Genomic DNA, 15253 nt, shown 5'->3' with positions numbered 1-15253 from the left:
AGCGCATCGTCCTGTGGGCACCGTCACCGTGCCGGGTCGCCCGGACGCCGCCCAACCCCCGTACCACCGCTGCCCGGAGGCACCCATGCCGTTCGCCCAGAGCCCGCTCCACCCCGTCCGCCGCCGCGCGGCCCGGGCGCTGGCCGTCACCGGGGCGGCCGCCCTCCTGCTCGCCGGGTGCGGCTCCTCCGGGTCCTCCTCCGGATCCTCGGGCTCCGCGGGCGGCTCCTCCGCCGCCGGCAGCCCGGCGGCGGACGCGGCCGGCGGCAAGCGCACCGTCAAGGACGCGACCGGCAAGGCCGTCGAGATCCCCGCCGCGCCCCAGCGGATCGTCACCCTCACCCAGGAGGACCTCGACGCGGTGCTCGCCCTCGGCGTCAAGCCCGTCGGCATCACCAACGGCCAGGGGCTCAACGAGCCGCCCGCCTACCTCAAGGACAAGGTCCAGGGCGTCCCGGTGGTCGGCAACCTGCTGCAGCCCGTGATGGACAAGGTCATCGCCGCCAAGCCCGACCTCATCCTGGCCGGCGACATGCAGGACGAGCAGATGCTCAAGCAGCTGCGCGAGATCACCCCCGCCACCCTCGTCACCATGGCGCCCACCGACGACTGGAAGCTCGCCTTCCGCGGCATCGGAAACGCCGTCAACAAGCTCGACCAGACCAACAAGGTGATCGCCGACTACGAGGCCAAGGCGGCCAAGGCCGGTGGCGACCTCGGCAAGAACAAGGGCGCGGCCGTCTCCATCGTCCGCTGGAACCCGACCGGGCCGAGCTGGATGGAGAAGAAGCAGTTCGCCAGCGGCGTCGCCCTCGACATGGGCCTCACCCGCCCGGCCGCGCAGGACAAGGACGGCAACGCGCACAGCCCGGCGCTCAGCCTGGAGAAGCTCGCCGAGATCGACGGCGACTGGCTGTTCCTGTCCACCCTCACCGACGACGGCAAGACCGCGCTCAAGGACGTCCAGTCCAAGCCCGCCTACCAGGAGCTGGGCGCGGTGAAGAACAAGCACGCCGTCACCGTGGACGGTTCGGTCTGGTCCACCCGCGGCGGGCCGCTCGCGGCCGACGTGGTCATCGGCGACATCGGCAAGGCGCTCGCCGCCTCCTGACCGGTCCGCGTTCGGGCCCGTGCCCGCGTTCGGGCCCTGTCCGGGCCCGTGCCCGCGTTCGGGCCCTGTCCGGGCCCGTGCCCGCGTTCGGGCCCTGTTCGGGCCCGTGTCCGCGCTCGGGCTCGTACCCGGTCGGCCGGCACCTTGCCCGGCCGGCCCGCAGCCCCCTCCAACCGAAGGAACCCTCGATGGAGTTGACGATCCAGGGCCTCACCGCCGGCTACGGCCCCGGCCGCCCGGTGCTCGCCGGCGTCGACCTCACCGTCCCGGCCGGCCGGGTGGTGGCCGTCGTCGGCCCGAACGGCTGCGGCAAGTCCACCCTGCTGCGGGCCGTCGCCCGGCTGCACCGGCCGGACGGCGGGCGGGTGCTGGTCGGCGGCGAGGACGTCTGGCGGCTGCGGCCGCGCCAGGCCGCGCACCGGGTCGCGCTGCTCCCGCAGAGCCCGCAGGCCCCCGAGGCGGTCACCGTCGCCGGACTCGTCCGCTACGGCCGCCACCCGCACCAGGGGCTCTTCCGCCAGTGGTCGGCCGACGACGAGCGGCTCACCGCCGGGGCGCTGCGCGCCACCGGCGTCGAGGAACTCGCCGACCGCCGGCTGGACCGCCTCTCCGGCGGCCAGCGGCAGCGCTGCTGGCTCGCCATGGTGCTCGCCCAGGACGCGCCCGTCGTGCTGCTCGACGAACCCACCAGCGCGCTCGACCTCGGGCACGCCGTCGAGGTGCTGGAACTGGTCCGCGAGGTCGCCGCCGGCGGGCGGACGGTCGTCATGGTGCTGCACGACCTCGCGGCGGCGGCCCGCTACGCCGACCTGGTCGTCGCCCTGCGCGACGGTTCGGTGGTGGCCTGCGGCCCGCCCCGCGAGGTGGTCGACGCACCGCTCGTGCGCGCGCTGTACGACATCGACAGCGACGTGCTCGCCGCCCCCGGGGACGGCGCGCCGGTGATCGTTCCCCGTGCGGCGCCGGTGCGTTGACGATGCGCCAGGCATGACCTGGCGCGCGACGGGAGGCGGATGGCGGGGCAGGCGGCGTGCCGTCTGCCCCGTTCACTCGTTCGACGGGTTTGCGCCCAGGAAGCCGCGGAGCGGCCTCTCCGGCTGCCGCTTTGTCAGTGGGCCTCGCTACGTTCCTCGCATCGCTGACCGGCAGGTGGGAGGAGACGTCCGTGGCATGGGTGGAAACAGGCGCGGGAGGGTACCGCGTCGCGCTCGACGGGGAGGGCAAGGTGGTCTGCCGCAACGCGGCGGGCCGCGAGCTGAAGTCCCTGCCGTCGAAGCTCGGTGACGATCCGGTGGTCGTCCAGCTCAGGCAGCTCACCGAGTGGCTGGCCGCGCACGAGCGGCGCTGCCAGGAGGACGTCGAGCGGTGGATGGTGCGCTCGCTGCCGGTGCCCGCCGCCGTGCTGACCGCGGTCTGGGCGGACGAGGCCTGGCAGGCCGTCCTGCGCGACCTGGTGGTCACCGGCTCGGACGGCGCCGTCGCCGGCTTCCTGCGCGGTGCGGACGCCGAGCGCGGGATCGGCCTGGTGGACCTGGACGGCGACACCGTCCGGCTCACCGACGGAGAGATCCTGATACCCCACCCCGTGCTGCTCCCGGACCTCGACGACCTGCGCGAGTTCGCCGTCGAGCTCGGCGTCTCCCAGCGCGTGCCGCAGCTCTACCGGGAGGTCTGGCACCGGCCGGACGAACTGCCGGCCGGCACCGAGGTCACCACCTACGCCGGCGGCCGCTACCGGGAGCTGCGCGAGCTGCTCGGACGTTGCGCCCGGCTCGGCCACCGGGTGCGCGGCGGCTCCGCCGTCCAGCCCGTGGTGGAGGCGGGGCGCACCGTCGAGGCCCGCGTCTGGGTGGGCGACTACTACGAGTACGACGCCTGCGAGACGGGCGCGCTCAGCTGGGCGGGCCCGGACGGCCGGGTGCTGCCGCTCGCCGAGGTCGGCCCGATCGCCTGGTCCGAGGGCATGCGGATGGCCGCCGCACTGTACGCAGGCCGCACCATCGAAGGGGAGGACGCCGCATGACCGCCACCGGACTCGACCAGAGGGCCGTTCAGGACGCCGACCGGGCGGCCGCCCAGGACACCGGGCCGCACGAGCGGCTGCTCGACGCGGGGGCCGTGCTCCCGCCCGGCACCCTGCCCGGCGCCGGCCGCCCCGACAGCGCCGCCGACGTGCTCACCGCCCGCGCTTACACCCACCCCGCGCTCGACGGGCGCCGGATCGTCCGGCTGGTCCCCGGTGCGCTCGGACCGGCCGAGGACCTCGCCGTCGACTTCCTCGGGCTGGTCCCCGACGGCGCGCCCGCCGAGGTCGGCCAGGTCCGCCAGGAGGCGCTCGGCTTCCCCGCCTGGGCGCTGGTCCACGACCCGGCCAACGGGCACCACGCGCTCGCCCTGGTCAAGGAGATGGAACGGCTCTCCCGCCAGGCCCGGTCCAAGCCCGGCACCGCCAAGGACGGGTTCGAGGCGCTGGCCGCCCGTCTCGGCCGCGCCGTGCCGCACTTCCTGCCCACCTTCTGCGAGGAGGTCGGCCGGATCTTCCTCGCCCACGGCAACCAGACCTACGCCGCCAGCTACTTCGGCAAGGCCCGCGAGGCCGAGCGCACCTACCGCCTGACGGTCGACGAGGAGCGGCTGCGCGCCGTCTTCCTGGAGTTCGCCCTGGCCGGCGCGCTCACCGTCAAGTCCCTGCGCCAGTACGTCAAGGAGCTCACCGGGCGGCTCGATGCGCTGACCGCCTGGCAGCGCTTCCGCCAGCTGTGCACCGAGCGCTCCGCCGCCGGCATGGCCCCCTACGCCGGGGTCGCCGAGGACGCCCGCGCGCTGATCAAGGCCGCCGGGCTGGACCGCGCCGAGCACGAACAGGCGCTGCTCGCCGAACTGCTGGCCGCCCCGGGCGTCAACCGGGCGCCCGGCGCGTTCTGGAAGTCCTGGCACGGTTCCCTGACCGAACTCGGCCGGCGCGACCCGGCGGTCCGGGCCCGGCTGCTGGAGCTGATGCCCGACCCGGCCGGCACCGACGCCGCCCTGAACGACACCGCCTGGCTCGGCCTGCTCGCCGAGACCGGGGCCGAGCAGCTGCTCACCGGCCCGCGCCCCGAGGGCGCCGAGGACTCCGAGCCTGCCGCCGCGTGGCTCCGGCGCTGGTGCCACCACCTCGGGCGCGGCTGGCGCTCCCGGCCCAGTTGCGCCGCCACCGTCGCCCTGGCCGGCCGGATGGCCGAGCGGCTGCGGGCCGACGGAGTCCCGGTGGACCTGTACACCGACGTCCGCCGCAGCCAGACCCAACTCGACCTGCTGGACCAGCTGCTCGCCGACGGCGTGCCCGTCGCCGACCCGTCGGCCACCCACCGGTTCGACCTCAAGGACTGGGTCGACCAGTGCGGCGCCGACAGCACCGGCCTCGCGGCCGTCGCCGCCGACCCGCGCTTCCGGCCCGCCCTGCGCGCCGCGACCGCGCCCGCCTGGGACACCGCCGTCAAGCGGCAGGTGCCCGCCCTGCCGCTGCTGCGCCGCCTGTTCGAGGAGTGGGCCGAACTCCGGGCCGACGAGCTGACCGCCGCCCGCGGCCTGGCCGGCGCCGCCGACCTGGTGCAGTCGCTGAGCCCGTACCGCACCGCCGTGCGGGCCGTCGCCCCGGCCGCCGCCGAGCGGATCGCCGCCCTCGACGTCACCGCCCTGCTCGCCGGGGCGCTCGGCGCCGGCATCCTCGACGAACTCGGCTGGCCCGCCCTGGAAGAGGCGCTGGCCAAGCTCGCCGACCCGACCGACCCGACCGACCCGACCGACCCCGCCAAGCCCGTGGACCCTGCGGACCCCGACTCCGCCGGGCCGGACTCGGAGTCGCCCGACACCCCCGGCCTCAACGGCGGGCGCCTCACCGGCCTGATCGTCGAGGACGCCTGGCCGCACCTGATCCTCGCCCGCCACGACCAGGCCGTCGTGGTCGGCCCGCAGGGCGTCCTGCTGGAGCACACCCTGCGCCTGCCCCCGGCGAAGGAACGCTGGAACCAGCCCCGGCTGCGCTTCGTCGACGGCGAACTCCTCGTCGCCTGGTACCAGGACGGAAAGCAGCACGCCTACTGGTCCAGCCGGCCCGGCGAGGTCATCGAACTCACCGGCGAGACCATCGCCGGCTACTACTACGGCGACCGGGATCCCGAGCCCCCCTCCCTCCCGCTGCCCGGCGGCGGACGCACCACCGGCGAACGCCCGCTGCACCCCGGCGACACCCGGATGCCCGGCGAACACCGGGTCCTCGGAGACGGCACCGGCCACTGGACGCTGCGCTACGGCCAGGACGGCGCCGTCCTGCGCGAACTCGACCCGCACACCGGCGCCCTCGGCCGCGCCGCCGAACCACCGGTGATCGCCGCCACCGCGGCCGCAGGCTGGCTGCCCGCTGCTCGCGCCCGACTGCTGCCGCTCCAGCCCGGCCTGGAGCAGACGCCGCTCGGCACCGACGGCACCGTGCTCGGCAGCTGGGTCCGGATCGACCCCGGCCGCGCCGTCACCACCACGACCGCCGACGGACAGGCCATCGTCCTGCCGATCACCGACGGCCACCCGGACCACGTCCCGGTCGGCCGCCTCACCCTCCCCGGCCAGGCCCGACCGGTCGTCACCGAGGCGCAGCGCGGCGGCCTCGCCCTCACCCTGCCCGACCTGGCCACGGACACCGACCGCACCGCCGACCTGCGCCCCTGCCGCCCGGGGGACTTCGCCGCCGCCGGCACCGGGCTCGTCCCCCCGCTCGACCACTGGCACGCCCTGCGGCCCCGCGACGAGGCAGGCTCCCGCGTCCTGCGTGGCGTCGACACCGAGCAGGCCGCCCGCCTGATCGACGCCGCCTGGCCGACCGACAGCCGGCCCGCGCCCGAGGAGGAGCAGCGCTGGATCACCGTCCAGGGCGTCCGGCGCCCGCTCGCCCGCTCCGGTGGCGCCCGCCGCGCCCTGCCCGTTCAGGCGGTCGGCACCGTCCTGCCCGGCATCAGCCACCCGCTGCTGCTCGCCGGGGTCGCCGGGCTCGCCCGCACCGCCGCCGACCTGCTCGACCGGACCGCACGGTTCGTCCCGCAGCCGGAGGCCGAGAAGCCGTCCAAGGCCGAGGCCGCCGAGTACCGGCCCGAGCACGGCCGTGACCACGAACTGCGCGAGGCCGTCACCACCCTCCTGCCCGACGTCGCCTGCTTCGGCCCCAACTGGGGCGACGGAGACCGGTGGCGGGTGCTCACCAACCTGCGCGCCGTCACCGCCGTCCTGGCCGACCCGCCGACCGCCACCGGCGAGGGCTGGAGCACCCCGGCCACCGTCACCCTGCAACACGGCGACACCCACCACGGCTGGCTCCACCTGCTCGGCCGTCTCGACACCCTCGCCTACGCGGTGGCCGCCCCGCTCACCGAACCGGCCCACCGCGCCAGCCTCGTGCTGCTCCTCGGCGAACTGACCGAGGGAGTGCTCGCCGACCGCGGCGCCACCCTGCGCGAGATCGTCCTCGGCGAACCCGCCGACCGCGCCGACCGCCGCCGGCCCGCCGTCCCCCGCGAGGGGCAGGTGCTGCGCCACGCCGACCGCACCGTCGTCATCCTCGGCCACCGTCGGCACCACGAGGGCACGGAGCAGTGGTACGCCGTCGACCACGACCCGAGCGGCGCGTTCGGCCCCGTCGCCCACTTCACCACCGTCAAGGAACGCGGCACCGAGGAGCGGGTCGACGCCGCCTGGATCGCCGCGCTCCGGCAGGCGGCCGTGCTGCACGGCGGCGCCCCCTGGCAGCCCGCCCGTGCCATCGCCTTCGGCGGGCTCACCGGGATCGGTGCCGCCCGCGCCGCCCTGCTGCTCAGCCCGCCGCCCGGGCTCTTCCAGTGGCACAGCGCCGTCCTGTCCGCCGACCGCCTCGCCGAGTACGGCCTCAAGTCCACCGAGGCCAAGGCCGCCCGGGACTGGCTGCGCGGTCGCGACCGGACCGCCCTCACCGACGTCTGGGGCGCCCTGCTGCCCGCCGACCCGAAGACCCTCTGGACGGAGGGCCCCGACGTCGACGCCGGCGCCGCCGCCTGGATCCGGCACTTCGGCCGGCTGGTCACCCTCCCCGAGGCCGCCCAGGCCACCGTCACGGGCGCGCGGATCGAACACATCGAGGCGGTGCTCAACCTCGCACAGACCCCCTGGCTGACCGGCACCACGGCCTTCCGGCTCAGCGACGACGGCGGGTCCACCCCCCAGCTGCTCGCCGAGGACCAGAGCGCCGCACCGGCCTCCGGCGACCTCGGGCACGCCGTCGACGCCCTGCGCTGGCTCGCCTACCACCTGCCCGCCGACAGCCCGCTGCGCCCGCTGCTGCCCGCGGCCGCCGCCGCGCTGCGAAGCCGCCTCGCCGACCCCGACCTGCTGCTCGACCTCCACCTCGTCCACACCACCAAGGGCGCCTCGATGTCGGCCGTCCTGCGCACCCACTTCGGCCTGCCGGCCGCGGGCGGAGTCGACCCGAACGGACTGGTCGACTGCGGCCCGGCCCTCGTCCTGACGCCCTACCACGGCGAGTACGAGCGGGTCTGGCTGCGCCCGGCCGGGCTCACCGGCCCCGACGACCCGGTGCTCGAACTGCTCGGCGGGCTGGGCGCCAGCTACTGGCTGGAAACCGAGCGGGGCGCCATCGAGGCCGTCCTGCGCGGCGAAGTGGAGCGTCTGGCGGCCTCCGCCGCCGGCCCCGCCGCCGCGGCCGGTGACGCCGCGGCCTGGCTACAGCACCCGCAGCTCACCGTCCCCGACCTGGTCACCGAGGCGGCCCGGGCCCACGGCCTCGGCGAGGACGCCGCGGTGCTCTACCTCCAACTGCTGGCCCTGCCCGACCCCACCGACCGCAACATCGCCCGCTGGACGGGCTGGAAGCCGGCCAGGCTCAAGCGCGCCCGCGCCGAACTCGCCGCCACCGACCTGGTGCTGGAGGCCAAGCGGGCCCGGGCCGGCCGCACCCTCTTCCTGCCCGGCGGCTGGCAGGAGGCCAAGGCCCCCGCCCTGCCCGCCGAGACCTGGAAGGCCGCGCTCTACGAACTGCCCACCCACCGCGTCTCGCTGCCCTACCTGCCCGTCCCGGAGCTGTTCGCCCGGGCCTGGCAGCGGACCCTCGACGGCGACGCCCCCGGCTACGAAGAGCTCCAGACCAGCAAGCGCAGGAAGGCCCGCCGATGAGCGCCACGCCGACGAACAGCACACCGACGGGCAGCACACCGGTGAGTGCCGGCGCCGCCCCCGCGAGCCGGCAGATCATCCCGCCCGAGGAGAAGCACGCCGCCGAACTGGAGTTCCTGGCCGCGTACGACACCGGCCCGCGCCCGCCCGGCTGGCGGCTCACCCCGCGCGCCGTCGTCACCTTCGTCATGGGCAGCGACGGCGAGAAGCTCAAGGCCGGCCGCCGCGGCCTCGCCATCGAGCAGAAGTTCGTCGGCGAGCGCGCCCTCGTCGAACGCTGCGTCGTCACCCTCGCCGGGGAGCGCGGCCTGCTGCTCGTCGGCGAGCCCGGCACCGCCAAGTCCATGCTCTCCGAACTGCTCGCCGCCGCCGTCTGCGGCACCAGCGCGCTCACCGTCCAGGGCACCGCCGGCACCTCCGAGGACCAGCTCAAGTACGGCTGGAACTACGCCCTCCTGCTCGCCAAGGGGCCCAGCCGGGACGCCCTGGTGCCCTCCCCGGTGCTCACCGCGATGACCGGCGGGGCGGTGGCCCGCGTCGAGGAGGTGACCCGCTGCCTGCCCGAGGTGCAGGACGCGCTGGTCTCCCTGCTCTCCGAACGGCGGGTCGCCGTCCCAGAGTTGGCCGGCACCCCGGACGGACAGCTGCACGCCGCCGCCGGTTTCACCCTGATCGCCACCGCCAACCTGAGGGACAAGGGCGTCAGCGAGATGTCCGCGGCGCTCAAGCGGCGGTTCAACTTCGAGACGGTCGGCCCGATCGCCAGCCTCGCCGCCGAGGTCGAACTCGTCCGCCGGCAGTCGACCGTCGCCGTCGCCCGCGCCGGAGCCACCTACGCGGTGGACGACGCCGTCCTGGAGGCCCTCGTCACCGCCTTCCGCGACCTGCGCACCGGCCGCTCCACCGAAGGCTGGGACGTCGAGCGCCCGTCCACCGTGATGAGCACCGCGGAAGCCGTCTCGGTCGCCACCGCGCTCGGTGTCACCGCCGCCTACCTGCCCGACGGCGGCGACCTGCTCGGCCGCCTCCCCGGCCAGCTCATCGGCGTCGTGCGCAAGGACGACCCGGCCGACGCCGCCCGGCTGCTCGGCTACTGGGACGGACCGGTCCGCCGGCGCGCCGAACAGGGCGCCGGCACCTGGCGCACCCTGTGGGACCTCCGCTCGGCCCTGGAGGCATGAGGCCATGACCAGCACGGTGACGCCCGCCCCGGCCGGCCCTGATCGCCAGGCCGGCCGCGACCACCAGGACGGCCCCGCCCGTCCGCTCGGTCCTGACCACCTGGACGGCCTGGACGGCTTGGACGACCCGCGCCAGGCCGTCCGGGCCGCGGCCGACCAACTGGCGGCCTCCGGCACCGACCGGCCCGGGCCCTACCTGATCGGCGTGCGGCACCACGCGCCGTCGCTCAGCGCGGTCCTCCCCGCGCTGCTCGACGCCGCCAAGCCCGAGGTGGTGCTGGTCGAACTCCCCGCCGAGTTCCAGCCCTGGCTCGGCTGGCTGGCGGACGAGGCCACCCAGGCCCCCGTCGCCCTCGCGGCCGCCCCGGCCGGCCGCGAGGGCGGTCGGGGCACCGCGGCCGATTCCGGCCCCGGCCGGCTCGCCTTCTACCCGTTCGCCGACTTCTCCCCGGAGCTGGTCGCCCTGCGCTGGGCCCGGCGCAACGGCGTCGAGACACTCGCCTGCGACCTCCCGCTCGCCCACCGCACCACACTCCACGGGGAACAACAGCCCGTCGCCGACGACCCAGGCACCCCCGGCGTCGCCGACGCGCTGCGCCACCGCCTCACCGGGCGCGCCTTTGACGACGACCTGTGGGACCGCCTCGTCGAGACCGCAGCCCCCGGTTCCACCCCCGACGCCGTCCGGCGCGCCGCCCTGCTGGTCGGCTGGGCGCTGCGCCGCGACGCCGAGACCGGCTCCGGCGTCGACCCGTACGACCTGCGGCGCGAAGCCTGGATGCGGGCCCGGATCCGGGCCGCGGCGGCCGACGGGCGCCGGGTCGCCGCCGTCGTCGGTGCCTTCCACGCGCCCGCCCTGCTCGACGGGCCCGCCGCCACCGAGGAACCGCCGCACCCGGACGACCTCGGGCACGCCCTCTCCCTGATCCCCTACACGTACCCGCTGCTCGACGCCCGCTCCGGCTATCCGGCGGGCATCCGCGATCCCGAGTGGCAGCACACCGTCCTCGACGCCGGCGGCGACCCCGACCGCCTCACCCTGGCCCTCACCACCACCGCCGTCCGGATCTGCGAGGCACTGCGCAGCCAGGACCACCCCTCCGGCCCGGCCGACGCCCGCGAGATCGTCCGCCTCGCCGGAGACCTCGCCCGCCTGCGCGGCCACGCGGCCCCCGGCCGCGGCGAACTCGTCGAAGCCGTCCAGACCGTCCTCGCCCAAGGCGAACCCCTCGGCCGCGGCCGGGCCGTCGCCCGGGCGCTCGAACGCGTCCTGGTCGGCACCCGAACCGGCCGCGCCACCCCCGCGGCCCCGCGCAGCGGGCTCGCCCCCGCCGTCGAAACCCTCCTCGCCGACCTCGGCCTCCCCGGCCCCGCCGACCCCGAGCCCCGCGAACTCCGCCTCGACCCGCTGCGCACCCCCCTCGACCGCCGCCGCGAGATCCTCCTCCACCGCCTCACCACCTGCGGGGTCCCCTATGCCGACCCCGTCACCACCACCGGCGCGGGCGGCACCGAAACCATCGGCACGCGCTGGAGCCTCCACTGGACCCCGGCCACTGCCGCGATGCTCACCGTCGCGGGCACCCGGGGCGTCACTCCCGCGCAGGCCGCCGAAGGCACCCTGCGCGAACGCCTCCGCCGAGAACAGCAGGCCGACGGTCCCACCGCCCGCGAGGTCCTCCAAGGCCTCACCGACGCGGCCGCCTGCGGCCTCCCGGCCCTCGCCGACACCCGCCTCACCCAACTCGCCGCCGTCCTCCCGTCCTCCGGCACCCTCCCCGAACTCCTCGACGCCCTGGCCCTCCTCGACCGCCTCGCCGCCGGCCACCTCCCGGGATACCCCTCACCCGACACCCCCGACGGCTCCGACGGCTCCGCACCGTTGCCCGATGCACCCGATGCACCCGATGCACCCGATGCACCCGATGCGGGCGGGTCGTCGGCCGTGCGGGCGGGGCGGTTGGGGGCGGTGGGCGAGGTGTTGACCGTGGCGGCCGTACGGCAGCTGGAGGGGCTGGGCGGGTCGGACGATCCGGCGGATGCGCGGGCACTGGTGGAGCTGGCGCGGCGGGCGGACCTGGACGGCGGGTTGCGGCTGGGGCACGTGCTGGCCGAACTCGCGGACCGGGGGAGTCCGTTGGTGCGAGGTGCGGTCGGAGCGGTGCGGGTGCTGCTGGGCCGGGAGCGGGCGGAGGTGCTGGGCGGGCGGGCGGCTTCGTGGGTGGACGGGGCGACCGGTCCGGAGGCCCGGCACGCGCTCGGTCGGGGGCTGGTCGGCCTGCTGACGGCGGCGGAGGGGCTGTTCGCCGCCGCACCGGAGGCGCTGGAGCCCGTGCTGGAGCGGATCACCTCGCTGCCCGACGCCGCCTTCCTGGACCGGCTGCCGGCGTTGCGCGGCGGCTTCGACGCGCTCAGTCCGGCCGCCCGGGACCGATTGCTGGTCCTGGTCGAGGAACGTCTGGGCACCCGGCTCGCGAGCCTGCCCGAGGACGTCCCACCGGCGGTGGTGGCCGGCTGGGTCCGCGCGGATCTGGCCGCCCGCGCGGCGCTGGCCCGGCGCGGCCTGCTGCCGGCGCCCGGGGACGACCCGGTGCCCGAGCCTCCGCACCACGTCGGCCCTCTCCCTTCCGCACCCGTCGCCACGCGGCACGCCCTCGCGACGGCCGAGCGCTGGCGGCTGCTCCTCGGCCGCCCCGGCAGCGGTGGCCTGAACGGGCGTTGCGCCCGACTCGCCACCGCCCTGGACGAGTTGTACGGCAGCGGGCGAGGCGAGGGCTCCGGCCCGGGCCTGGACGGGCGGTCCGGGCGAGGAGGCCGCGAGGCGCCCTTTCCGGGGGTACGGGAGTGGGCCGAGGAACTGTCGGCGCTGTTCGGGCCGGGCGTTCGGGAGGAGGTGCTGGCGGCCGCCGTGGCGCAGGGCCGGACGGACGTCCTGGAGGCGATCGAGCCGGGCGCCGTCCGCCCGTCGGTCGACTTGCTGCGCACGGTGTTGGAGCATGCGGGCGGCCTGCCGGAGGCGAGGGTGGCGCGGCTGCGTCCGCTGGTGCGGCGTCTGGTGGACGAGCTGACGCGCGCGTTGGCGACCAGGCTGCGTCCGGCGCTGACCGGGATCAGCGTGCCGCGTCCGACGCGTCGGCCGGGTGGCGGACTGGACCTGGACCGGACCATTCGCGCCAATCTCGCCACGGCCCGCCCGTCGGGGGACGGCGGCACGCTCATCGTGCCCGAGCGCCCGGTGTTCCGGACCAGGGCCCGGCAGTCGGCCGACTGGCGGCTGATCCTGGTCGTGGACGTCTCCGGGTCGATGGAGGCGTCGACGGTCTGGGCGGCGCTGACGGCGTCGATCCTGGCCGGAGTGCCTTCGCTGAGCACCCACTTCGTGGCGTTCTCCACCGAGATCGTCGACCTGACCGAGCGGGTGGAGGATCCGCTGAGTGTGCTGCTGGAGGTGCGGATCGGTGGTGGCACCAGCATCGCGGGCGGCCTGCGGTACGCGCGGAAGCTGGTGACGGTGCCGTCCCGGACGCTGGTCGTGGTGGTCAGCGACTTCGAGGAGGGCGGTCCGGTGGGCGGGCTGCTGGCCCAGACCCGGGCACTGGTGGATTCCGGTGTGCACCTGCTCGGTTGCGCGGCGCTGGACGACACGGGGACGGCCCGCTATTCGAAGGCGGTCGCGGGCCAGCTGGTCGCGGCCGGCATGCCCGTGGCGGCGTTGAGTCCGCTGGAACTGGCCCGCTGGGTGGGGGAGAAGGTGCGATGAGTGTGACGGAGCGGACGAGCGGCTGGCCGGTGGTCCGGCCGGAGGTGGTCGCGGAGGTGGTGGCCGGGTTGAGCGCCCGGTTGCAGAAGCGGCTGGACGGCGCGGCGGCGAAGCTGGCGGAGCGGCCGGTGATCCGTTGCGGCGACGAGTGGCGGGTGGAGGTGGACGAGGAGACGGCGCTCGTGCTGCACGCCCCGGGCGCGGTGGTCGCGGATGCGGCCGACGTGCGCTGCGGCTGCCTGCTGGCCCCGGCCTGCGTGCACCGGGCCGCTGCGGTCACGCTCTGCCCGTTGGCCGAGCTGGCCGAGCTGGCCGAGGAGACCGAGGAGACCGAGGAGGTCACGCCGACCGAGGCCGCCCCAGCGTCCTCGGAGGAGGCGCAGCCCGAGGCCGGGCCCACCCCGGTGGAGGTGGCGGCGGCCCATCATCTCCACCGGGCCGGGTGTGCCGTGCTGGCCGCCGGGGTGAGCGGCGCGGGGGCGGTCGTGCAGGCCGAGCTGTTGCGGGCGGCCCACCGGGCGCGGCTGGCGGGGTTGTACCGCCCGGCCGCGGCGGCGGTCGCGGTGGTGACGAGGGTACGCGCGGCCCGGTCCGGGGCGCCGGACCACCGGCTGGCGGACCTGGTGGCCGGTCTGCGTGAGCTGCTGGACCTGACCACCGCTCTGAGCACCGGCTGCGGCCCGGTCTCCGAGCTGCGCGGCACCGCCCGCCAGGCGTACGGCGAGGAGGGCGGGTTGCGGCTGTACGGGCTCTTCGCCGAGCCGGTGCTGACGGCCACGCATGCGGGAGTGGTGAGTTGGGCGGTGGACGCCGGGGGGCGGCTCAGCACGGTGGCCGAGGTGATGCCGCACGGTGATGCGGCGGACGCGGCCCCGCAGGCGGTCGGTGCGGGCAACCGGACGGTCCGGCTGGGGGAGGCCCCGCTCAGCCACCGGGAGTTCAGCCGCGCCGGGCTGGCCGTCCAGGGCGCCACCCGGTCCGCCGCCGGGCGGCTGGGCGCGGGTGCTTCCGTCCGGGCGGTTCGGGCGGCGGGCGCGGCGTGGACGGCGGAGCCGGTGGCCGCGCTCTGGGCCGAACCGGCGGCCGCCCAGGTGGCGCGGGCGCTCGCGGCGGAGCCGCTGCCGTACGAGGGCCGTCCGGCCGGGAGCGACCTGCTGTTCCTGGACGTGACTCTGCTGGGCCCGGCTCCGGCCGGCCCGGGCGGGGCGCCGAGGCTGCTGGCGCGCTGCGAGGGCGGTGCCGACGGCGCCGACGGCGGCTTGGTGGTCGGTCTGTGCACGGGGCACGAGCACCCGGGGCTGGCCTTCCGGGCGAACCTCGCACTGCTCGCCACCGCGCCCGGCCTGCGGCTGCGGGTGATCGGCCGTCTGGAGCGATCGGACCGGCCGGAGCTTCGCCTGCTCGCGATCGGTACACCCCCGGAGCCCTCGATGGCCCCCGAGATCCCCGGCCTTCCCTCGCTCGCCGTCCCCGCGGACCGGGCCGACCGGGTCAATCTCGGCCTCGAACGCCTCCAGACCGCCGACCTCCGGACCGCCGCACCCGCCGATGCCGGGCCCGGCTTCCCGGCCGGTCTCCCGAACGAGGCCCCTTACGCTCCACCCGTCCACGTGCTCGGCCGCCGGGTCGAGCAGGCGGTCACCACGGGGCGCCACGCCCTGGCCCCGAGCGCGGCCACGGCGGCCGGCGACGGGAGCCTGCTGCGCGCCGCAGGGCTGGTGACGGCCGCCGAGCTCCTGGACGCCCTGCGGGCCGCCGCGGCCGACCGGCGCCGCGACGTGTTCGGCCGGGTGGTCCCGGACGACCACGACGCCTTCGCCGGGTCCTGGCTGGCGGCCGCCTGCTACACGGAGGAGCTGGCCGCCGCGCTCTGCGCCGCCGCCTGGGCAGGGGAGCCCGCTCTGGACCGGCATCGGGGGGAGGTATAAGGAAAACTATTTGCATAGACAGCTAATCCGCGTCGGCTGGCATACTTGTCGCAGGGAAGACGTCGCGAGACGTGCAGGG

7 protein-coding genes are annotated in these 15253 nt (G+C 76.5%); all 7 read left to right on the top strand.

Features of this window, described 5'->3' with window-relative positions; all coding sequences use genetic code 11:
• The first annotated feature begins 85 nt into the window (after positions 1-85).
• The 7 genes from ACIP37_RS11090 to ACIP37_RS11060 all read left to right on the top strand — a co-directional run bounded on the left by ACIP37_RS11090 (position 86) and on the right by ACIP37_RS11060 (position 15174).
• Entirely contained in the window at positions 86-1111 is a 1026-nt protein-coding gene (locus ACIP37_RS11090; protein WP_363579571.1) for an iron-siderophore ABC transporter substrate-binding protein, read from the top strand.
• A gap of 188 nt (positions 1112-1299) precedes the next feature.
• Entirely contained in the window at positions 1300-2085 is a 786-nt protein-coding gene (locus tag ACIP37_RS11085) for an ABC transporter ATP-binding protein (RefSeq protein WP_363579569.1), read from the top strand.
• Positions 2086-2276: 191 nt separating this feature from the next.
• Positions 2277-3134, top strand: a complete 858-nt coding sequence (locus ACIP37_RS11080; RefSeq protein WP_400804704.1) for a DUF4132 domain-containing protein — start codon at positions 2277-2279, stop codon at positions 3132-3134.
• Positions 3131-8305, top strand: a complete 5175-nt coding sequence (locus tag ACIP37_RS11075) for a hypothetical protein (protein WP_400804707.1) — start codon at positions 3131-3133, stop codon at positions 8303-8305. The genes ACIP37_RS11080 and ACIP37_RS11075 overlap by 4 nt, the downstream gene beginning before the upstream one ends.
• A complete protein-coding gene (locus tag ACIP37_RS11070; protein WP_400843643.1) occupies positions 8302-9486 on the top strand; it encodes an AAA family ATPase in 1185 nt (394 codons plus the stop codon). The genes ACIP37_RS11075 and ACIP37_RS11070 overlap by 4 nt, the downstream gene beginning before the upstream one ends.
• Before the next feature lie 4 nt (positions 9487-9490).
• Positions 9491-13246 (top strand): DUF5682 family protein, encoded by a 3756-nt coding sequence (locus ACIP37_RS11065; RefSeq protein WP_400804713.1) that lies wholly within the window; start codon positions 9491-9493, stop codon positions 13244-13246.
• Entirely contained in the window at positions 13243-15174 is a 1932-nt protein-coding gene (locus ACIP37_RS11060; protein WP_400804717.1) for a hypothetical protein, read from the top strand. Before ACIP37_RS11065 ends, ACIP37_RS11060 begins: the two co-directional genes overlap by 4 nt.
• Positions 15175-15253: the final 79 nt, after the last annotated feature.

It is taken from the genome of Kitasatospora sp. NPDC088861 (genome assembly GCF_044750105.1).
Classification (GTDB): Bacteria; Actinomycetota; Actinomycetes; order Streptomycetales; family Streptomycetaceae; genus Kitasatospora.
The sequence above is the reverse complement of the archived record's forward strand: the minus strand, read 5'-3'. Positions and strand labels throughout refer to the sequence as shown.

Excerpts from the sequence above, each read along its gene's own strand:
- ACIP37_RS11090 (WP_363579571.1), top strand. The coding sequence starts at position 86 with ATGCCGTTCGCCCAGAGCCCGCTCCACCCCGTCCGCCGCCGCGCGGCC.
- ACIP37_RS11085 (WP_363579569.1), top strand. The coding sequence starts at position 1,300 with ATGGAGTTGACGATCCAGGGCCTCACCGCCGGCTACGGCCCCGGCCGC.
- ACIP37_RS11075 (WP_400804707.1), top strand. The coding sequence starts at position 3,131 with ATGACCGCCACCGGACTCGACCAGAGGGCCGTTCAGGACGCCGACCGG.
- ACIP37_RS11070 (WP_400843643.1), top strand. The coding sequence starts at position 8,302 with ATGAGCGCCACGCCGACGAACAGCACACCGACGGGCAGCACACCGGTG.
- ACIP37_RS11065 (WP_400804713.1), top strand. The coding sequence starts at position 9,491 with ATGACCAGCACGGTGACGCCCGCCCCGGCCGGCCCTGATCGCCAGGCC.
- ACIP37_RS11060 (WP_400804717.1), top strand. The coding sequence starts at position 13,243 with ATGAGTGTGACGGAGCGGACGAGCGGCTGGCCGGTGGTCCGGCCGGAG.